This is a genomic window from Anaerotignum sp., assembly GCF_051877975.1.
Lineage (GTDB): Bacteria > Bacillota > Clostridia > Lachnospirales > Anaerotignaceae > Anaerotignum_A.
The window spans coordinates 23,486-44,739 of sequence record NZ_JBJEJK010000043.1; the positions used below are offsets into that span (position 1 = coordinate 23,486).

Sequence of the window (21,254 nt, forward strand, 5' to 3'; positions counted from 1 at the left end):
TTTGTTTTATGTTTTATAATAACAAGGAGCGTTTTGAAATGGAATATGATGACAGAGAAATCGAAGAGCTGAGAAAAAAACTGCTGGCGGAAATCTACGCAGGGGCGATGGCGGGGATGCCTGCCATGCTTTTAGATGAGCATGAGATCCGCAGGGCAGATGGGGAGGAATTGCTGAAGATTGCAAGACGATACGGGCTTGTTTGAAGCAGACAGAAGAATCGACCAGGAGGGGATTTTATGAGATTATACGGTGATATCCATGTGGCGATGCACGGAGAGCTGGGCGTTTTGCGGGAAGCCGCCAAGCTGGCAAACCAATGGATGGAAGAATATCCTGATTTCGATGAAGTGGGAGAAATGGCGGAAGGCATTGAAGAAGAATTGCAATATTTTAGGAAAGATGCAGATGAGGAAATGGCGACAGTGGTACTGAAAATTTCTACAGAATCTTCCGGAGCGGTACTGGTCTTCCTGAATGATATGGCAGAAGCATATCCGCAGATGGAAATGGCGGTGGCGGCGAAGATCATTTATTCCGTATCTGATGCGACAGAATATTTTGCCTACTATTCTCCTGCAGGGGAATCTACGATTTACGCTGCACCGGAAGATCCTTTCTGTGATGAAAACCGTGTGATCGCAGAGGAAAGAGACTGGTATGAAGACGAATACGAAGAAGACTTCGATGAAGATGGGGAATACCTGACGATTGTGAATTGGGGATTCCCCGAAGAAGCAGAGTGGATTCCCTTTAGTAAATATGTAGAGCCTGTGGAATTCGAGTTTTCTGATGTTTCTGAACTGGCATTTGCGGACAGCGTTTTCGTTATAGCAGGTATCTATGACGAGGAAGACGAAGAAGAACTTGCAGAAACGATCGAAGAAATGGGTGGTATTGTGGAAGACCACGTGACAGAGGGAACAGATTACCTAATCGTAGATGAGGCATGCGAAAAGGAACTCGCAGATTATCGGAAGGCTCTGGAATGGAACAAGCTGGGCGGTAAGATTAAGATCGTTTCCTATGACAGCTTTATGGAATTTTGCGAAGAAGAATAAGTAATTTTGAAATTTAAGGAAGTAAAATTATGCAGTGTACATGTGAATTAAGGGGAACAGCAACGCTGATCGGCAGCTGGACAAAAGAAGCGATTGACTGCCTGAACCTGGTAATAGACAAAAGGTGTGATTATACAGATGGCTATGGCTTCAATATTATTAAAATGGACAGCTTTTCCGAGGAAACCCTGACAATGGAGATGTTCGGTGAGCCTAATGGTTCTCCCGGCGGTGCTCTGCAGATCGCTTGGGAATATTGCTTCAAAAAATGCAGCAAAGAAGCACCTGAAATCCATGAAGATCTGATCCGTATGATGGCACAAAATGCTGTGCCATTGAGAGAGGAAAGGCATAGAAACGAGGATTAGCAGTTGGACAACAGAAGGTGTGAAGCTCTGAATAAAAAGTTCGGTAAATGGAACGCAATCCGTATGGATGTGTTTTCGGAACGGAGCGATTACGTTCTGTTTTTAGTATAACAGAGGATGTTAAATAAGTTACGCTGGTTTGATATTCTGTCGAGCAGAAGTGATTATAAAAGGATAGGTGGATTTGAGTGCCATTTTTGAATACCAAAATGGCACTTTTTCTATGTTGCTTCAAAAAAATTTGTTTCAAAGACTATTGACTTAAAGTCGACTTGAACTTATATCATTTACTTATACTTTATGAAAGGCGTATAAATGGAGGAATGCAAGGAGGTATTATTGTATGAAATACGTAAAGTTAAACAATGGTGTGGAAATGCCAATGCTGGGGTATGGTGTTTATCAGATACCCAGAGAAGAATGCGAAAGATGCGTTTTGGATGCGCTGAAAGTTGGCTATCGCCTGATCGATACTGCCCAGTCCTATTTCAATGAGGAGGAGGTAGGCAATGCCATCAAAAAGAGCGGCATTCCCCGGGAAGAAATTTTTTTGACGACAAAGGTTTGGATCGAGCATTACGGCTATGATGAATGCAGAGCATCTGTGCTGGAATCCATGCGGAAACTGCAGGTGGATTATTTGGATCTTTGCCTGCTGCATCAACCTTTTGCGGATTATTTTGGTGCATACCGTGCGCTGGAAGATTTGTATGAAGAAGGAAAGATTCGTGCCATTGGTATTTCTAATTTTTATGTGGACCGCATGGTAGATATCGCATCTTTTGCAAGAATCAGACCGGCAGTTAACCAAATTGAAACCCATCCCCATCATCAGCAGAAAGAAGCCAAGGCATGGCACGATAAATATGGGGTACAGATGGAAGCATGGGCCCCCTTTGGCGAAGGGCGAGGCGGTATGTTTGAGCTTCCTGAGCTGAAAGTGATTGGAGATCGATATGGCAAAACACCTGCGCAGGTGATTCTGAGATGGCATCTGCAAAGAGGCATCGTTGTCATTCCCAAATCTACACATATTGAGCGTATGGAACAAAATTTCAACGTATTTGATTTTGTATTGACGGATGCAGATATGGAAACGATTGCAGCCCTTGATAAAAAACAGAGTGCCTTTTTCTCTCATACGGACCCCAGCATGGTGGAATGGTTTGTGAAAATGGTAAAAGAACGAACGGGAAAACAAAACGCAAATGACGAGAAAAAAGAATGGTAAGGAGGCGTAAAAATGAGCAAAAGAGTATTGATCCTTTCGGGAAGCCCCAGAAGAGGAGGAAATTCAGATTTATTATGCAATGCGTTTCTGCGCGGCGCGGAAGAAGCAGGGAATCAGGTGAAAAAGATTTTTATTCGGGACAAAAAAATTGGATACTGTAATGCATGTTATTATTGCAGAGAGCATGGCGGTGTTTGTGCCGTTAAGGATGATATGGAGGAAATCCTTCAGGAAATGCATTGGGCAGATGTGATCGTTATGGCAAGCCCGGTCTATTTCTATTCTATTGATGCGCAGATGAAGACAGTGATCGACCGTACCGTTGCCCAGTGGACGGAATTGAAAAATAAAGAATTCTATTATATTATGACTGCGGCGGAAGCGGATAAAGCTGCCATGGACTGCACACTGGAATGCTTCAGAGGGTTTGCAGTTTGTCTGGATGGCTCCACAGAGAAAGGTGTTCTTTATGGCAGCGGTGTGTATGAAGCAGGGGCTGTGAAAGAGACCCCTTTGATACAGGAAGCTTATGAAATGGGGAAAGCTGTTTGATCTTTTATAGATAAAAGAAGGTTATATTAGTTTGTTTCAACGAATCTATTGGGGGTTATTTTGAAAGCCAAGAGTTATATGTTATAATATGACAGAAAATGTAAATGACAGGAGGTTTACATATGTCTTTTTTAACGGAACTTTTTGGAACGGAAAAACCGATCATTGGTTTGATACATGTGCGGGCATTGCCGGGGGATCCTTTTTATAAAGGGGAAGGCATGGATGCGGTGATCCGACAGGCAAGAGCAGACCTGAAGGCTCTGCAGAACGGCGGTGTGGATGGGGTACTGTTTACGAATGAATTCAGTATGCCCTATGAAAAAACCGTTTCCCCTGTAACGCTGGCGGCCATGGGGATGGTGATTGGCGCCCTGAAATCTTCTATAAAAGTGCCCTATGGCGCAGAAGCAATTTTTGATGGAGATGCGTCTATTTCTCTTTGTGCGGCGACAGAAGCTGCATTTACCCGGTGTATGTTTACCGGCGTCTGGGCAGGGGATTTTGGATTGGTTGACCGTGATATTGCAAAAACACTGCGCCTGAAAAATGCATATCGTTTGGATGATTTGAAACTCTTCTATTTTATTACCAGTGAAGGCGATGCCTGCGTAGGGGAACGTACCACAGTGGATATTGCCCAATCCCTTCTGTTCAATTGCCGCCCGGATGCTATGGTAGTAGGTGGCGCGGCAGCTGGTTTTGGCCCTCAAATGGAATTGTTGGAACAGGTGGGAGAAGCGGCGGGAGATACGCCGGTGGTTTGCGGAACAGGCTGTAAGCTGAGCAATGTCGAAGAGATTCTGAAACGCTGCCAAGGGGCTTTTGTAGGCTCTACATTTAAAAAGGATGGAAAATTTGAGAACCCCATCGATGAAGTCCGTGTAAAAGCATTTATGGATCTGGTACATAAGCTGAGAGGGGAATGAGCATGGCGTATTATCTTGGCATTGATATTGGAACCAGAGAAAGCAAAGGGGTTCTTATCGACGAAGATGGCAGAATCTGCTGGCAGGCGGCTGTTGGCCATGGCTTGGCTCATCCCCGGCCAGGCTGGTTTTCTCAGGATGCGGAACGGATATGGTGGGGTGATTTTTGCAGACTATGCCGCATCTTGATAGAGCAGGCGGCAATTTTCCCTGCTGAGATTGGATGTGTGGGACTTTCAGCCCTAGGCTGCGATTGTGTCCCCATTGGGAAAGATGGAAAAGCCCTTAGTGATGCGATTCTTTATGGAATAGACAGCCGTGCGGAAAAAGAGATTCAGTGGGCTTTAGAAAAATATGGAAAAAATGCAGAAAAAATATTCGGACACATGCCCTGCAGCTCTGATGTTGCACCAAAGGTACTTTGGTTTCGGAATCATCATAAAGATATCTGGGAAAGCGCCTATAAATTTTTGACAGCATCTTCTTATTTATGTGGAAGATTGACCGATCGTTATGTATTGGACCCCTATTTGGCGGAGGATTTCCTTCCTTTATATGATTTAAAAAACGGCAGGATCCATGCAGAAGGCTGTGAGGATTTTTGCAGACCGGACCAAATGGCGGAACTGCTGCCTGCCACAGCCATTGCAGGGCATGTGACAGAGCGGGCGGCGAAAGAAACAGGACTGGCAGCAGGCACCCCTGTCTTGACAGGCACAGGTGATTCCGGTGCAGAAGCGATTTCAGCCGGTGTTTGTCAGCCGGGAGATATGATGATACAGCTGGGTTCTACCGGATATCTGATTTATTTGAGCGACCGTATGATAGACGAACCCCGTCTTTGGCCAGGAACCTTTATCCTGCCTGATACCTATGGCATCTGTGCCGGAACCAATACGGCCGGTGCTTTGACTCAGTGGATGAAAGAACAGTGGTATCGGGAGACGGAAACGGGGGAAGCCTTTTCAAAAATGGCAGAAGAGGCGGCAAAAGTGCCTGCAGGCAGTGAAGGTCTGCTTTGTCTGCCTTATTTTGCAGGGGAGCGCACGCCCATCAATGACCCGAAAGCAAGAGGCTGTTTTCTGGGGCTGGAAACAGGACATACCCGCGGGCATTTGGTACGGGCAGGCTTGGAAGGAATTTGTTATAGCATGCAGTCAAATCTGGAATTGCTCAAGTCCCATGGCTTGCAGGTGAAAAGAATCTTTGCCGTCGGCGGCGGCACGAAAAATGCTGTTTGGATGCAGTGTTTGGCAGATATTTTAGAACAGGAAATTTCTGTTCCAAAAATCACGGTTGGTGCGGCTTATGGGGATGCCTTAATGGCAGCATTGGCAGGCGGCGCTTTTCAGGATTGGGCAGAATTATCCGGTAAAATACAGGTAGAAAAGAAATATGTGCCAAATCCGGAAACCTTTGCAGTTTACCGCAAGCAGGGAATCCTTTTTGCGACCCTCTATGAGAAAACAAAGGAAATGATGCATCTGCTTTCGGAAAATAAAAAAGAATCCTAATCAAAACCCCCTTTTCTGATAATTCAGAGAAGGGGATGAGATTGCTGGAAGGCTTGAGCAGACCATAAAAGAGTGCTGCTGCAGCCTTCCTTTTATATGTTATATAGTTATAGCTGCACGGTTGTCCATTCCTCGCAATTCCATACATCTGTCACCACGTCACGATAAAATTCCGGTTCATGGCAGACAAGCAGGATACTGCCTTTATAGGCTTTCAGGGCTCGTTTCAGTTCTTCTTTTGCATCTACATCCAAATGGTTGGTCGGTTCATCCAGCAGCAGTACATTGGTTTCGTTGTTGATAAGCTTGCACAGACGTACTTTCGCCTGTTCGCCGCCGCTGAGCACCTTTACCATACTTTCAATATGCTTTGTGGTCAATCCGCATTTTGCCAAAGCGGAACGGACTTCATACTGGGTGAAGGAGGGGAATTCCTTCCAGATTTCATCGATACAGGTCACATTTTCGGTATATTTCTTTTCCTGCTCAAAATAGCCTGTGTAGAGATAATCCCCCAGTTCTGTTTTGCCGCTGAGAGGAGGGATTTCGCCGATGATGCTTTTCAGCAGGGTGGTTTTCCCAATCCCGTTAGCACCGACCAAAGCAATCTTTTGCCCTCTTTCCATGGAAAGGGTCAGAGGTTTGGAAAGGGGTTTATCATAGCCGATGACAAGGTCTTCTGTCTGGAAAATATATCTGCCGGAGGCACGGGCTTCTTTAAAGTGAAATTCCGGCTTGGGTTTTTCCTTTGCCAATTCTATGACATCCATTTTATCCAGTTTTTTCTGTCGGCTCATTGCCATATTTCTGGTAGCGACTCTGGCTTTGTTTCTGGCGACGAAATCCTTCAGGTCTTCGATTTCCTGCTGCTGTTTGCGGTAAGCCGCTTCCAGCTGGGCTTTCTTCATGGCATAGACCTCTTGGAATTTATCATAATTGCCAACGTATCTGTTGATTTGAGCATTTTCCACATGATAGATCAGATTCACAACGCTGTTCAGAAAAGGAATATCGTGGGAGATAAGAATAAAGGCGTTTTCATATTCGATCAGATAGCGTTTCAGCCATTCGATGTGGCTTTCATCCAGATAGTTGGTGGGTTCATCTAAGAGCAGGATATCAGGTTTTTCCAACAGCAGCTTTGCCATCAGCACCTTGGTTCTTTGCCCGCCGGAAAGCTCTGTCACATCTTTATCCATGCCGATATCTGCCAAGCCCAGGGCGCGGCCGATTTCCTCTACTTTGGAATCGATGATATAAAAATCATGATGCTCCAGCGTTTCCTGTATGCTGCCGGTTTCTTCCATCAAAAATTCCATACGGTCTGCATCAGCTTCTGCCATTTCCCCATAATAGGCATTCATCTGAGCTTCCAGTTCAAAAAGATAGGAAAAAGCCGATTGCAGTACATCCCGGATAGTCTGTCCTTTTTCCAGAACGGTATGCTGGTCTAAATAACCGACGCGCACGTTTTTGCTCCATTCAATCTTGCCTTCATCGGGCATCAACTTGCCGGTGATGATATTCATAAATGTGGATTTGCCTTCGCCATTGGCACCCACAAAGCCGACATGTTCGCCTTTCAGCAGGCGGAAGGATACATCTGTGAAGATTGCCCTGTCGCCAAAGCCGTGGCTGAGATTTACTACATTCAAAATACTCATTACAAAACTCCTTTTTGTTCAATGATTTGTTCTAATATCTTTGCTGCACCGAAATCGTTGCAGTCATCGGCGATAAAATCTGCCGCTGCTTTTACATGGGCTTCCCCGTTTTCCATGGCAACGCCGATGCCGGCAAAGCGCAGCATGGGCAGGTCATTATCCCCATCCCCCATGGCGAGGGTGTTTTTCGGCTCAATCCCCAAAACTTGGCAGAGCTTTTCCAGTGCCCGTGCCTTGGTGGCGTCCTTGGAAGTGATTTCGATATTATTCGGGGAGGATGCCGTGACAGAAGCATGCCCTTTGGATTTCAGCAAATCCCATGTCTGTTTTCTCAGTTCCATATCACTGAAAATTAGATTGATATTTTCCAGGGAACATTTGTTTTTTTCGATTTCTCCAAAGAAATCCTTTACAGGGTTACGGGTGGTCTTTATGTAGTGGATGTGGCTTTCTGTCAGCTGATAGGGGGAGAGGTCATCGAAAACCTCTTTTGCGATATATGCCTTGCCGTCTTTGAAAAATTCAATGATAACGGGTAATTTCCCTGCAATCTCTAAGGTAAGATCTACTGCTGTGGGAGCCAGAAAATTTTGGACAATATCATAGTTTTCCCGGGCATCATATACGGAAGCCCCATTGCTGGTGATGACATATTTCAAAAAGGGGAGATTTTTTACATCCCACGGGAGGGAATCGAAGGGCCTCCCCGTAGAGGGAACAAAATAAATACCCATTTCATTTATTTTTTTTAACGCCTGATATAACCGGGGCGTGATCTCTTTTTTGTTTGTCAATAATGTGCCGTCCAAATCGGAGGCGATTAGTTTGATTTTTGCCATGGTTTTCACCTGCCTAACGTCTTTATTTTACCAAAGAAACAGAGCGCAGACAATGAGTAAGATGGACAGAAGTGCTCTGTTTCTGATACGGAAACTGCGAAAAAGATATGAATGCGCTCAAATATTCTGGCAAAGAGGGATGACCAATCGTCCCTGGAAGTATCCCAAATACAGCAAATAGCGGCTGAACCGATTTTTCCAAAAAAGAAGATTAAGGTATTTGTAATATTTTTCTGCCCCTTTTTATGGTACACTGATAGAAATGCAATTATTTAGAAATGGAAGAAATCAGGTGAATGTTATGAATAAATATTTGAAAAAACTTTGTACAGGCCTTCTTTGTGGTGTTTTAGGGATGGTAGGCATTGGTGCCCAGGAGGCCTATGCTGCTGATGCCAAGGAGATGCGGGCGGTTTGGATTTCTACGGTCTATAGTGCGGATTATCCTTCCACTACGAATAACCCGGATGCCCAGAAAAACGAATTTATCCAGAAGCTGGAGAAGGCCAAGGAAATGGGGCTGAATACGGTGGTGGTACAGGTGCGCCCCAAAGGGGATGCTTTCTATGAATCCGATTTGAACCCTTGGAGTGCGGTTTTGACCGGGGTGCAGGGAATGGACCCCGGTTATGACCCGATGCAATTTATGATTGAAGAAACCCATAAAAGAGGCATGGAATTTCATGCATGGATGAACCCTTACCGCATCACCACTTCTGGTACAGATGTTTCAGCTCTTTCGGTGGATAATATGGCAAGACAGCACCCCGATTGGATATTGACCTATAATGGTGCGATGTATTATAACCCCGAAAAAGAGGAAGTAAAGGAATATATCTGCGATACAGTAGCGGAAATCGTAGAAAATTATGATGTGGATGCAATTCACTTTGATGATTATTTCTATCCCTCCAATTATCCGCTGCCGGAAGGGGAAGATCGTGACGGCGCTTTGGCCAATGAACGCCGGGAACATGTAGATGATCTGGTGAAACAGGTTTATAAGACCATCAAAAATATCGACTCCTCGGTAGCATTTGGCATCAGCCCCATGGGAATCTGGAAAAACAATACCTCTGATACGGAAGGCTCTGCCACGAGGGGCTCCGAGGGTTATTATACGGTCTATGGTGATGCCAAAAAATGGGTGGAAAAAGGCTGGGTAGATTATATCGTCCCCCAGATTTATTGGGAACAGGGCAATGCTTATGCCGATTATGAAACTTTGGTAGCATGGTGGAGCGATGTAGTGGAAGGCACGGGCGTAAAGCTGTATATCGGGCAGGGGATTTATAAGGATACCGTAGCAAAGGAAATTACAGCGGAATTGCAAGTCAATGAAAAATATAATGTAGACGGCAGTTTCTTTTTCAGCTTACGGGATTTGCTGAATAACAGACAGGGCTGCTATGATGCCCTGAAAGAATATTATGAAGAGAAACCAGAAATCACGGTTCCTGAACCTGAACCGGAAACACCTGTAATTGTTCAGAAAAAATGGGCCTATGCCGGCCGTGCAAAGGTAACGGTGGATGGCAAGGCGGTGGATTTTCAGGTTTATACGATCGATGATTATACCTATTTTAAACTGAGAGATATTGCCGGTGCCCTCAATGGCACATCAAAACAGTTCCAGACTTCCTGGGATGAAGAAAATCAGGCGATTCAGCTGATTCTCCATACACCTTATACTTCTGTAGGCAGTTCTTCTGCAGGCAGATATGGTGATACCTATGCGACTACATCTACGGCGAAATTGTATTGCGATGGTACCAAAAAGAATATCAGCGCTTATACCATCAATGATTATACCTATTATAAACTGCGGGATCTGGCGCAGCTGTTGGATATGGGGATAACCTGGAACGAAAGCACCTTCACCATCGGGATGGAAACGACGAAATCTTATCAATAAGGAGGAGCCTTGAGATGTCTTTTTTTAAAAAGCTGCAGGAAAAACGCAACGAAGAACGTATCCGCAAATCCGAAAGGATGCAAGGCTTCACCATGCAGGCAGAACTGAGCGCTACGATCGTTCGCGTACAGCTGCTGGAAAGCGGCTCGGAAAAAACCAGATTCCTTGTGGAATATGCCGATGGCAGCAGAAAAGAGGAAGAAGCGGAAAACAGCAGTGTCCGTTTTGCAGAACTGACCCAATATTTAGGATAACGAAAAAATCTTACAATAAAAAATTCCCGTCTTATTTGTTTATAGAATAAGAGGGGATTTTTTATTGTAAAGACTTATGGAGTGAGATGTGAAAAGAGCAACGTACTCTGAATGGTTTTTTCTGTTTTTTGAGGGATGGTTTTTATTATTCACAAAAAATTTACAAAAAAGTTTTGTTAGCACTCTTTACAAGCGAGTGCTAACAATGTATAATGGGTACGTGGTTAAGAGAAGAACCTAATGGTTATCATAGATTTGAAAAGTTTGAAAGGTGGAATGGTTATGAACTTACAGAAATTTACCCAAAAATCTTTGGAGGCCATTCAAAACGCCCAGTCCAGTGCGATCGAATATGGCAATCCCCAACTGGATCAGCAGCATTTGCTGCAGGCTTTGCTGCAGCAGGAGGATGGCCTCATTCCCCAGCTGCTGCAGAAAATGGAAGTAAATGTGAATGGCCTGACACAGGCAGTGGAAAATGAAGTAAAACGCCTGCCCAGAGTCAGCGGCGGGCAGACCCGTGTGGCGGTGGATCTGGAAAAGACCCTGACCGCAGCGGAAAAACTGGCGGAAAATATGACAGATGAATATGTTTCTGTGGAACATATTTTCATGGCAATGGTCAATGCTCCCAATGCCGTTTTGAAGGAACTTTTCCGTCAGTATAATGTAACAAAGGAAGATTTCATGAAGATGCTGGCGACGGTGCGTGGTAATACCCGCGTTACCAGTGATTCACCAGAAGCAACTTATGATGCTCTGAAAAAATACGGCACAGACCTGGTGGAAAAAGCAAGAAGTAAAAAGCTGGATCCCGTCATTGGCCGTGATGATGAAATTCGTAATGTCATCCGTATCCTGTCCAGAAAAACAAAGAATAACCCTGTGCTGATCGGGGAACCCGGTGTCGGCAAAACCGCCATTGCCGAAGGACTGGCCCAGCGTATTGTAAAAGAAGATGTACCCAACAGCCTGAAAGATAAGACCATCTTCTCTCTGGATATGGGTGCTTTGATTGCCGGTGCAAAGTTCCGTGGGGAATTTGAGGAACGGCTGAAAGCAGTCCTGAATGAAGTGAAAAAGAGCGAAGGCAAGATCATCCTGTTCATCGATGAACTGCATACCATCGTCGGCGCAGGCAAAAGCGACGGCGCCATGGATGCGGGCAACCTGCTGAAGCCCATGCTGGCAAGGGGGGAACTGCACTGTATCGGTGCAACAACCCTGAATGAATATAAGCAGTATATCGAAAAAGACCCTGCACTGGAACGTCGTTTCCAGCCTGTCATGGTCAACGAGCCTACCGTAGAGGATACCATTGCAATCCTGCGTGGTCTGAAGGAACGGTATGAAGTATACCATGGTGTAAAAATTCAGGATCAGGCCATCATTGCGGCGGCAACCTTATCCAACCGCTATATTTCCGATCGATTCCTGCCGGATAAGGCTATCGACCTGGTGGATGAAGCCTGTGCCATGATCCGTACCGAAATGGATTCTATGCCTACAGAACTGGATATTATCCAGAGAAAGATCATTCAGCATGAAATTGAGGAGGCAGCCCTGAAAAAAGAGGACGACAAGCTTTCTCAGGAGCACCTGCAGGAAATCCAGAAGGAACTGGCAGAAATGCGGGATAATTTCGCGGCTTTGCAGGCAAAATGGCAGAATGAAAAGGATGCCATTGGCGTAGTACAGAAGCTGCGGGAAGAAATTGAAGATGTCAATGCGGAAATCGAAGCGGCAGAGCGGAAATATGACCTGAATAAAGCGGCAGAGCTGAAATATGGAAAGCTGCCTCAGCTGCAGAAGGAATTGGAAGAAAAAGAACGTATTGCTGAAAACAGCGAACGGAATACACTGCTGAGAGATAAAGTCACCGAAGAAGAGATTGCCCGTATCATCGAACGCTGGACAGGTATCCCTGTAGCCAAACTGATGGAAGGCGAACGGGAAAAACTGCTGCATCTGGAGGATATCCTCCATGAAAGAGTCGTTGGGCAGGATGAAGCCGTTACAAAGGTTTCCGAAGCAATTTTGAGAAGCCGTGCAGGTATCCAGAGCCCCAACAGACCTATCGGTTCCTTCCTGTTCCTTGGCCCTACTGGTGTTGGGAAAACGGAGCTGGCAAAGACCTTGGCGGAATGCCTGTTTGATGATGAAAAGAACATGGTTCGTATCGATATGACCGAATATATGGAAAAGTTCAGTGTGTCTCGTCTGATCGGTGCGCCTCCTGGATATGTAGGCTATGAAGAGGGCGGACAGCTGACCGAAGCGGTACGCCGGAAACCTTATTCTGTTATCCTGTTCGATGAAGTGGAAAAGGCCCATCCCGATGTATTTAATATTCTGCTGCAGGTATTGGATGACGGCCGTATCACCGATTCTCAGGGCAGAACCGTGGATTTCAAAAACACGGTTATCATCCTGACCTCTAACTTGGGTTCTTCCTATCTGTTGGATGGCATCGATGCCAACGGTGAGATCACTTCCGATGCAAGAGCAGCGGTGGATGGTCTGCTGAAACAATCCTTCCGTCCTGAATTCCTGAACAGACTGGATGAGATCGTATTCTATAAACCTCTGACGAAGGAGAATATCACCCATATCATCGACCTGATTCTGAAAGACCTGAATGGCAGACTGGCAGATAAGCAGCTGAAATGTGAACTGACAGAACGGGCAAAGAATCATATCATTGAAACAGGGTATGATCCTGCCTTTGGTGCAAGACCATTGAAACGTCTGGTACAGCGGAATGTGGAAACTTTGCTGGCTAGAAAGATTATTGCAGATCAGGTTGAGCCCGGCGCAACGCTGACAGTGGATGTGGATGAAAATGAAAATTATATCGTTCTTTGACTCTAATGAAAAGAATGATAGGAAAAAGGGATCCCGCCATTTCCTGCGGACAGTATCAAATAGCATAAAATAGAACCAAACAGATATAACAAACTGACATCGTCATTCCGGCGGTGTCAGTTTTGCGTTTCCGGCGGATGAAACATTTTTTCTGATATAGAAAGACCCCTTAGGATAGGCTTTTTGCTATCGTAAGAGGTCTTTTTTGATGCGTTTCTGTTTCCCTGATGCTATTCAGAGGAATCTCTTTTTTCTATGAAAAAATTCAAAAAGCATTCCTGTTATAGAATTATTTTTCAGTAATCATGCTGTGCAGTTCCTGCAAAGAGCGAACAACACCACAGCCGGGCTTATTCATAGATTCGATACCGCTGGCAGTTGCCTTTGCAGCGGCAATGGTGGTGATATAGGGGATTTTTTTACGGATGGCAGCTTTCCGCAGATAGCTGTCATCGGCTGCGCCATCGGCACCTTTGGGGGTATTGATGATCAGATCAATTTTGCCATTGGTGATAAGGTCGGAGATATTCGGTCTGCCTTCGCTGAGTTTATAAACGAATTCAGAAGCAATCCCAGCTTCGGCCAAGGCCTTCTGTGTACCCCTGGTAGCAAGAATCTTGAAGCCTGCATCGGCAAAATCTTTTGCAATTTCAATCAGCTCTGCCTTATCCTTATCGCAAACGGAGATCAGGACAGTGCCGCTCAGGGGCAGTTTGGTCTGAGTTGCTTCCTGGGCTTTGAAGAAGGCTTCCCCATAGAACTGGGACAGACCCAGAACTTCACCGGTGGAGCGCATTTCAGGCCCAAGGACAGGGTCAACTTCCTGGAACATATTGAAGGGGAATACTGCTTCCTTAACACCGTAGTAGGGGATATTGCGTTCCTTCAGGGCGGGCACAGGGGAAGGTCTGCCTGTCAGTTCTGCTGTTACAATATCGATAGCCAAAGGCACCATGCGGATATTACATACTTTGGAAACCAAAGGCACCGTACGGGAGGCTCTGGGGTTTGCTTCCAAAACGTATACCTTGTCGTTTTCGATGGCATACTGCATATTCATCAAACCTTTTACGCCCATCTCTTCCGCAATCTTTCTAGTATATTCCTTGATGGTCTTGACATTTTTTTCAGAAATATGTCTGGAAGGAATGATACATGCGGAGTCGCCGGAATGAACGCCGGCCAGTTCGATATGTTCCATAACAGCGGGAACGAAGGCATGGGTGCCGTCGCTGATGGCATCTGCTTCGCATTCCATGGCGTGATTCAGGAAACGGTCGATGAGGATGGGTCTGTCGGGGGTGACGCCAACGGCTGCATTCATATATTTTGTCAGGTTTTCAGGGTCATAAACCACTTCCATACCTCGGCCGCCCAAAACATAAGAAGGACGTACCATCACAGGATAACCGATTGCATCGGCAATCTTCAAAGCATCCTCTACGGTAACAGCCATGCCGGATTCGGGCATGGGGATTTCCAGCTTATCCATCATAGCGCGGAACAAATCTCTGTCCTCTGCCAGGTCGATGACTGCGGGAGGAGTGCCCAGGATTTTTACGCCGTTCTTTTCCAGATCTGCCGCCAGATTCAAAGGAGTCTGACCGCCAAACTGAGCGATGACACCAACGGGGTTTTCCTTTTTATAGATGCTCAGGACATCTTCCAATGTCAGAGGTTCAAAATAGAGTTTATCGGAAGTGTCATAGTCTGTGGAAACGGTTTCGGGGTTGCAGTTGACGATAATCGTTTCAAAGCCCAGCTCTTTCAGGGCAAGGGAAGCATGGACGCAGCAATAGTCGAATTCGATACCCTGACCGATTCTGTTGGGGCCGCCGCCCAAAATCATGACCTTAGGTTTTTCTGTGCGGACGGGGTTTTTATCCGCTGCGTTGTAAGTGGAATAGTAGTAAGCCTTATCCTGTGTACCGCTGACGTGTACAGGTTCCCAGGCTTCTTCCAGACCCAGCTCGATTCTCTTGTTTCGGATATCTTCTTCTTTGACTTCCAAAATCTGGCTCAGATATTTATCGGAGAAGCCGTCCTTCTTTGCGGCAATGAGAACATCATCGGCAGGCAGCTTGCCTTTGTTTGCCAGCAAGGCTTCTTCTTCCTCCACCAGTTCTTTCATCTGTTCAATGAACCAGTGTTTTACCTTTGTGATTTCATGGATTTCATCGGGGGTTGCCCCTTTGCGGAGGGCTTCATACATGAGGAAGTGCCGTTCACTGGAGGGAGTTACCAGCATGTGGAGCAGCTCTTCCTTGGATTTGCTGTCGAAATCCTTGGCGTGACCCAGACCATAACGGCCGGTTTCCAGGGAACGGATCGCCTTCTGGAAGGCCTCTTTATAGGTTTTGCCGATACTCATGACTTCGCCTACAGCTCTCATCTGTGTGCCCAGCTTATCTTCTACACCTTTGAATTTTTCAAAAGCCCAACGGGCAAATTTGATAACTACATAATCGCCATCTGGAACATATTTATCCAGTGTGCCATATTTGCCGCAGGGGATATCTTTCAGAGTCAGACCTGTTGCCAGCATGGCGGAAACCAAAGCAATGGGGAAACCGGTAGCTTTGGAAGCCAGGGCGGAAGAACGGGAAGTTCTGGGGTTGATCTCAATGATGATATCTCTGTCTGTTTTAGGGTCATGAGCCCACTGCACATTGGTGCCGCCGATGACCTGTACGGAATCAACGATTTTATAGGATTTTTCCTGCAGACGTTTCTGTACTTCTTCGGAAATGGTCAGCATGGGAGCGGAACAGAAGGAATCGCCGGTATGCACGCCTAGAGGGTCGATATTTTCAATGAAGCAGACAGTAATCATGTTGCCTTCGGCATCGCGAACGACTTCCAGTTCCAGTTCTTCCCAGCCGAGGATGGATTCTTCTACCAGAACCTGACCCACCAAGCTGGCCTGCAGACCGCGGGCACATACGGTTTTCAGTTCGTCTACATTATAAACAAGGCCGCCGCCGGTGCCGCCCATGGTATAGGCAGGACGCAGAACCACAGGATAGCCCAGCTTATCCGCAATGGCAAGGGCTTCTTCAACGGAATAAGCAACTTCACTTTTTGCCATTTCGATCCCAAGGCTGTCCATGGTTTTTTTGAATTCGATACGGTCTTCGCCCCGTTCGATGGCATCCACCTGTACGCCGATTACTTCCACGTTATATTTTTCCAAAATGCCGGCCTTAGATAATTCAGAGCAAAGATTCAGACCGGACTGACCGCCCAGATTGGGGAGCAGCGCATCGGGTCTTTCCTTTGCGATGATCTGTTCCAAACGGGTTACGTTCAGCGGTTCAATGTAGGTCACATCGGCAATTTCCGGGTCTGTCATGATCGTTGCGGGGTTGGAATTGACTAAAACGATTTCGTACCCTAATTTTTTTAATGCTTTGCAAGCCTGTGTGCCGGAATAGTCAAATTCACAGGCCTGACCGATAATAATTGGGCCGGAACCGATAATCAGTACCTTTTTGATATTTTTCTTTTGTTTCACAAGAGATCCTCCTTTTTCGGATACTTTCTGAAGAATTTGTTTCCTGCTTATTATAACACATTTTGTACCCTACAATAGAAAAACTCTATGATTTTTAGAGAAAAAAGAGAAACAAACTGTTTTATGTATACAATATGCTGGGTTTTCCTGGAAAGATGTGCTTTAAATAGGGACATTTGTCCATTGTTTTTTTTGTTTTTCTTCGGTATGATAAGAACATCATTCTCAAAAAAATTATGGGTGAAAAAAGGAGGAAGTAAGATGAAAAAAGCAGTTGTAACAGTTCTTGGTCTGGATCAGGTGGGCATTACTGCAAAGGTATGCGCGGTTTTGGCAGAAACCAATATCAATATTCTGGATATTTCCCAGACTATCGTAGGGGGCTATTTCAACATGGTAATGGTGGTGGACATTACCGAGGCAAAGGACACATTTGATACAACAGCAGAAAAGCTGTATGCAATAGGAGAAAAAATGGGTCTGAAGATCAAAATCCAGCACACAGAGATCTTTGATGCGATGCACCGCATTTGAAAAGGAGGCTGGATGGAATGATTACAAGAAACGAGATTCTGGAAACCAACAGCATGATCAGCGAGATGAACCTGGATGTGCGTACCATTACCATGGGGATCAGCCTGCTGGATTGTGCCGATGCAGATATCGAAAAATTCAATGAAAAGATTTATAAAAAAATTACAACTTACGCAAAGGACCTGGTAAAGGTCGGGGATGAACTGGCGAAGGAATATGGGGTTCCTGTCGTAAACAAGAGAATCTCTGTAACACCCATTGCCATTGCGGCGGCAGGCTGTAAAAATGCGGATTCTTATGTCAGCATTGCCCAGACATTGGATAAAGCTGCAAAAGAAGTTGGTGTCAATTTTATCGGTGGCTTTTCTGCCCTGGTGCAGAAGGGCTATACGGAAAGCGATAAGATTTTGATGGATTCTATTCCCGAAGCATTGGCAGTAACAGAACGCGTTTGTTCTTCTGTCAATATCGGCACATCCAGAAATGGCCTGAACATGGATGCTGTCAAAAGAATGGGCGAAATCATTGTGGAAACAGCGGAACGCACAAAGGAGAATGAATGTATTGGCTGTGCGAAGCTGGTAGTTTTCTGCAACGCTGTAGAGGATAATCCCTTTATGGCAGGGGCTTTCCATGGCGTGGGGGAAGCGGATTGCTGCATCAATGTTGGCGTCAGCGGCCCCGGCGTAGTGAAAAAGGCTCTGGAAGAAGTCAGAGGGGCGGATTTTGAAACTCTTTGCGAAACGGTAAAACGCACTGCGTTCAAAATCACCCGTGTGGGGCAGCTGATTGCAAGAGAGGCTTCTAAGAGATTGAACGTACCCTTTGGTATTATCGACCTTTCTCTGGCACCGACACCTGCAGTTGGCGACAGTATCGCAGAAATTTTCCAGGAAATGGGGCTGGAAGAAGCAGGCGCACCTGGTACAACGGCAGCACTTGCGCTGCTGAACGATAATGTGAAAAAGGGCGGCGTTATGGCATCTTCCTATGTTGGCGGCCTGAGCGGTGCGTTCATTCCTGTCAGCGAGGATCATGGGATGATCGATGCCTGCGAAAAAGGCGCACTGACGTTGGAGAAACTGGAAGCTATGACCTGCGTTTGCTCCGTTGGTCTGGATATGATCGCTCTGCCCGGGGATACCTCTGCGGCAACTTTGTCCGGTATCATTGCCGATGAAGCGGCTATCGGTATGGTGAATAATAAAACAACGGCGGTTCGTCTGATCCCCGTCATCGGCAGAAAAGAAGGGGAAAGTGTAGAATTTGGCGGTCTGCTGGGCTATGCACCGATCATTCCTGTGAACCGTTTCAGCTGTGAAAAATTTGTGGCTCGGGGCGGCAGAATCCCTGCACCTATTCACAGCTTCAAAAACTAATCGAATAAGCTGAAAAGGGTATTGATTCCGGAGGGAATGGATACCCTTTTTTATGATATTAAAAATGGAAATAAATTTTAGTTTTCCTATTGACTTAGTAGGAAAATGGTGTTATCCTGTTTCCATCACAGGAAAAAAGCTTTTGAAAGGAGGAAAATATCATGAAAAATAACGATACTGCAATGAATAACAGAAACATGTGTTGTTGTATGTGTGATTTCCGGGCATTTGATATGGCTGGTGTGTCAGCATGCAATATTTCGCACTCCAGAAAAATACTTTAAGCGTATTTGCCAATGCCCGGGAGCTTTTGAAAGCCCCGGTTTTTTATTGCTTTTTTACAAGGAAAGACAAAAGAATTTATATAAAAATAAAAAAATTAAAGTTATAGTTCATATTTTAGGAGGGATTTATTATGGCTAATATTTATACATCTGCAGATCAACTGATTGGGAAAACACCACTTCTGGAACTGACACACATCGAAAAAGCATTGGGACTGAAAGCGAAAGTTGTTGCAAAGCTGGAATATCTGAACCCTGCAGGCTCTGTAAAGGATCGTATTGCTAAGGCGATGATCGATGAAGCAGAAGCAACGGGAAAATTGAAACCGGATTCTGTCATCATTGAGCCGACTTCCGGCAATACAGGTATCGGCCTTGCGGCAGTTGCGGCGGCAAGAGGCTATCGCATCATTATCGTGATGCCTGAAACCATGTCGGTAGAACGCAGACAGCTGATGAAAGCATACGGTGCAGAATTGGTGCTGACAGAAGGGGCAAAAGGCATGAAAGGTGCTATTGCCAAAGCTGATGAGCTGGCAAAGGAAATTCCCAACAGCTTTATTCCCGGTCAGTTTGTCAATCCGGCAAACCCTAAGGCCCATAGAGAGACCACAGGCCCTGAAATTTACGAAGATACCGATGGCAATGTAGATATTTTTATTGCAGGCGTAGGCACAGGCGGTACGGTGACTGGGGTTGGTGCATATTTGAAATCTAAAAAGCCTGAGGTTAAGGTTGTGGCAGTAGAACCTGCTGATTCTGCTGTCCTTTCCACAGGTGTCGCAGGGGTACACAAGATCCAGGGCATTGGTGCAGGCTTTGTGCCCGATGTTTTGGATACAGGGATCTATGATGAAATCGTTGCAGTGTCCAATGAAGATGCCTTTGCTACTGGCAAGCTGGTAGGCAAGAGCGAAGGGGTTCTGGTAGGGATTTCTGCCGGTGCTGCGGTATGGGCAGCCATTGAATTGGCAAAACGCCCGGAAAACGAAGGCAAGACCATTGTTGCATTGCTGCCGGATACAGGGGACAGATATCTGTCTACACCCCTTTTTGAAGAGTAAAGAGGACTCCGATGCTTCCTCGCGGAGCATCGGAGATTTTTTGTGCAGAAGGAGAAATTGTTTCCAAAGGCAGAGTTATAGAAAAGGAGCCGGGCGAAGTCTTTTGCATGGCTTTCTTGGTTATACTATTTGGAGAAGAAAGCAGAGGTGCATTTTAGCATGAAAAAAGCATTGATTGCCATGAGCGGCGGTGTAGATTCCAGTGTTGCAGCCTGTTTGATGAAAGAAAAGGGATATACTTGTATGGGTGCAACGATGAAGCTGTTTTATAATGAAGAAATCGGTCTTTCTAGAGAACATACCTGCTGTTCCCTTGCCGATGTGGAGGATGCCAGAAGCGTTGCAGATCAGCTTGACATCCCTTATTATGTGTTCAATTTTTCAGATAAATTTCGGGAATGTGTGATAGATCCTTTTATTCAGGCATATGAAACAGGGAAAACACCGAATCCCTGCATAGACTGCAACCGTTACCTGAAATTTGAAAAACTCTTTCAGCGCATGAAGGAGCTGGATTACGATTACGTTGTAACGGGGCACTATGCCCGCATTGAATATGACAAAGACTCTGGCAGATATCTGCTGAAAAAGGCTTTGGATGGGGCAAAGGATCAAAGCTACGTGCTTTATATGATGACACAGGAGCAATTACAGCATACCCTATTTCCTCTGGGAAACATGACAAAGCCGGAAGTTCGCCGCATTGCAGAAAGCCATGGGTTCATCAACGCAAAAAAACATGACAGCCAGGATATTTGTTTTGTGACCAATGGGAAATATACGGACTTTATGCAGCAATATACCCAAAAGCAGTATCCCGAGGGAGATTTTGTTGATCGGGAAGGGAAGATATTAGGCAAGCATAAAGGCATTATTCATTATACCATCGGACAGCGCAAAGGACTGGGGCTTTCCGCAAAGATGCCTCTATATGTTTGTGATATTGATTCTGCCCAAAACCGTGTTGTATTGGGAGAAAATGACAGCCTGTATACCAGAACGCTGATTGCGAAGGATATCAATTTGATCTCGGTTCCGTTTTTGAAAGAGCCAAAGAGAGTGAAAGCCAAGGTACGGTATCGTCAGCCGGAGCAATGGGCAACGGCGACACAGCTGGATGAGGATACCTTGGAGGTATACTTTGATGAACCCCAGCGGGCTATTACAAAAGGGCAGGCAGTTGTATTTTATGACGGTGATATTGTTGTGGGCGGCGGTACGATACAATAAGAATTTAAAAGGGGTTTTTCATGGGAAAAGCGGGCCTCGTCTGCCTGCTTTTCTTTT

At 45.6% G+C, this 21,254-nt stretch carries 17 protein-coding genes; 14 read left to right on the forward strand and 3 right to left on the reverse strand.

All coding sequences use genetic code 11. The features are described 5' to 3' along the window. Positions 1-38 precede the first annotated feature (38 nt). From ACI39P_RS07020 to ACI39P_RS07050, 7 genes are all read left to right on the forward strand, one after another. On the forward strand, positions 39-206 hold the full coding sequence (locus tag ACI39P_RS07020; RefSeq protein ID WP_439719956.1) for a hypothetical protein: 168 nt from the start codon (positions 39-41) through the stop codon (positions 204-206). A gap of 33 nt (positions 207-239) precedes the next feature. Then, positions 240-1,061 (forward strand): BRCT domain-containing protein, encoded by an 822-nt coding sequence (locus tag ACI39P_RS07025; protein WP_439719957.1) that lies wholly within the window; start codon positions 240-242, stop codon positions 1,059-1,061. Between the two features lie 29 nt (positions 1,062-1,090). Next, positions 1,091-1,429, forward strand: a complete 339-nt coding sequence (locus ACI39P_RS07030; protein WP_439719958.1) for a hypothetical protein — start codon at positions 1,091-1,093, stop codon at positions 1,427-1,429. 343 nt (positions 1,430-1,772) lie between these two features. Next, the gene (locus ACI39P_RS07035) at positions 1,773-2,660 is read left to right on the forward strand and encodes an aldo/keto reductase (RefSeq protein WP_439719959.1); all 888 of its coding nucleotides are present in this window, start codon (positions 1,773-1,775) and stop codon (positions 2,658-2,660) included. Positions 2,661-2,672: 12 nt separating this feature from the next. After that, complete coding sequence (locus tag ACI39P_RS07040; RefSeq protein ID WP_439719960.1) at positions 2,673-3,212, forward strand: NAD(P)H-dependent oxidoreductase; 540 nt, start codon at positions 2,673-2,675, stop codon at positions 3,210-3,212. Positions 3,213-3,334: 122 nt separating this feature from the next. Beyond that, the gene (locus ACI39P_RS07045) at positions 3,335-4,141 is read left to right on the forward strand and encodes a BtpA/SgcQ family protein (protein WP_439719961.1); all 807 of its coding nucleotides are present in this window, start codon (positions 3,335-3,337) and stop codon (positions 4,139-4,141) included. Between the two features lie 2 nt (positions 4,142-4,143). Then, the gene (locus ACI39P_RS07050; protein ID WP_439719962.1) at positions 4,144-5,655 is read left to right on the forward strand and encodes an FGGY-family carbohydrate kinase; all 1,512 of its coding nucleotides are present in this window, start codon (positions 4,144-4,146) and stop codon (positions 5,653-5,655) included. 107 nt (positions 5,656-5,762) lie between these two features. On the opposite strand, the gene ACI39P_RS07055 is transcribed toward ACI39P_RS07050, so the two are convergent. Both ACI39P_RS07055 and ACI39P_RS07060 read right to left on the reverse strand, forming a co-directional pair. Further along, entirely contained in the window at positions 5,763-7,319 is a 1,557-nt protein-coding gene (locus ACI39P_RS07055; protein ID WP_439719963.1) for an ATP-binding cassette domain-containing protein, read from the reverse strand. Then, complete coding sequence (locus ACI39P_RS07060) at positions 7,319-8,158, reverse strand: Cof-type HAD-IIB family hydrolase (protein ID WP_439719964.1); 840 nt, start codon at positions 8,156-8,158, stop codon at positions 7,319-7,321. The genes ACI39P_RS07055 and ACI39P_RS07060 overlap by 1 nt, the downstream gene beginning before the upstream one ends. 301 nt (positions 8,159-8,459) lie before the next feature. On the opposite strand from ACI39P_RS07060, the gene ACI39P_RS07065 reads away from it, so the two are divergent. The 3 genes from ACI39P_RS07065 to clpB all read left to right on the forward strand — a co-directional run bounded on the left by ACI39P_RS07065 (position 8,460) and on the right by clpB (position 13,192). Beyond that, entirely contained in the window at positions 8,460-10,073 is a 1,614-nt protein-coding gene (locus ACI39P_RS07065) for a family 10 glycosylhydrolase (RefSeq protein WP_439719965.1), read from the forward strand. A 14-nt stretch (positions 10,074-10,087) separates the two neighbouring features. Beyond that, the gene (locus ACI39P_RS07070; protein ID WP_439719966.1) at positions 10,088-10,327 is read left to right on the forward strand and encodes a hypothetical protein; all 240 of its coding nucleotides are present in this window, start codon (positions 10,088-10,090) and stop codon (positions 10,325-10,327) included. Positions 10,328-10,609: 282 nt separating this feature from the next. Next, positions 10,610-13,192: an ATP-dependent chaperone ClpB gene (clpB, locus tag ACI39P_RS07075; protein ID WP_439719967.1), complete on the forward strand. Its 2,583-nt coding sequence runs from the start codon at positions 10,610-10,612 to the stop codon at positions 13,190-13,192. 289 nt (positions 13,193-13,481) lie between these two features. Here clpB and carB read toward each other — a convergent pair whose 3' ends face one another. Continuing rightward, on the reverse strand, positions 13,482-16,706 hold the full coding sequence (gene carB / locus ACI39P_RS07080) for a carbamoyl-phosphate synthase large subunit (RefSeq protein ID WP_439719968.1): 3,225 nt from the start codon (positions 16,704-16,706) through the stop codon (positions 13,482-13,484). A 261-nt stretch (positions 16,707-16,967) separates the two neighbouring features. Between carB and ACI39P_RS07085 the strand changes: the two genes are divergently transcribed. The 4 genes from ACI39P_RS07085 to mnmA all read left to right on the forward strand — a co-directional run bounded on the left by ACI39P_RS07085 (position 16,968) and on the right by mnmA (position 21,197). Then, positions 16,968-17,240 carry an ACT domain-containing protein gene (locus tag ACI39P_RS07085; RefSeq protein ID WP_439719969.1) on the forward strand — a complete coding sequence of 91 codons (273 nt, stop codon included), beginning with the start codon at positions 16,968-16,970 and terminating at the stop codon, positions 17,238-17,240. 17 nt (positions 17,241-17,257) lie between these two features. Next, positions 17,258-18,619 (forward strand): PFL family protein, encoded by a 1,362-nt coding sequence (locus tag ACI39P_RS07090; RefSeq protein ID WP_439719970.1) that lies wholly within the window; start codon positions 17,258-17,260, stop codon positions 18,617-18,619. A 415-nt stretch (positions 18,620-19,034) separates the two neighbouring features. Beyond that, positions 19,035-19,967: a cysteine synthase A gene (gene cysK / locus ACI39P_RS07095; protein WP_439719971.1), complete on the forward strand. Its 933-nt coding sequence runs from the start codon at positions 19,035-19,037 to the stop codon at positions 19,965-19,967. 159 nt (positions 19,968-20,126) lie between these two features. Further along, positions 20,127-21,197 carry a tRNA 2-thiouridine(34) synthase MnmA gene (gene mnmA, locus ACI39P_RS07100; RefSeq protein ID WP_439719972.1) on the forward strand — a complete coding sequence of 357 codons (1,071 nt, stop codon included), beginning with the start codon at positions 20,127-20,129 and terminating at the stop codon, positions 21,195-21,197. Positions 21,198-21,254 lie beyond the last annotated feature (57 nt).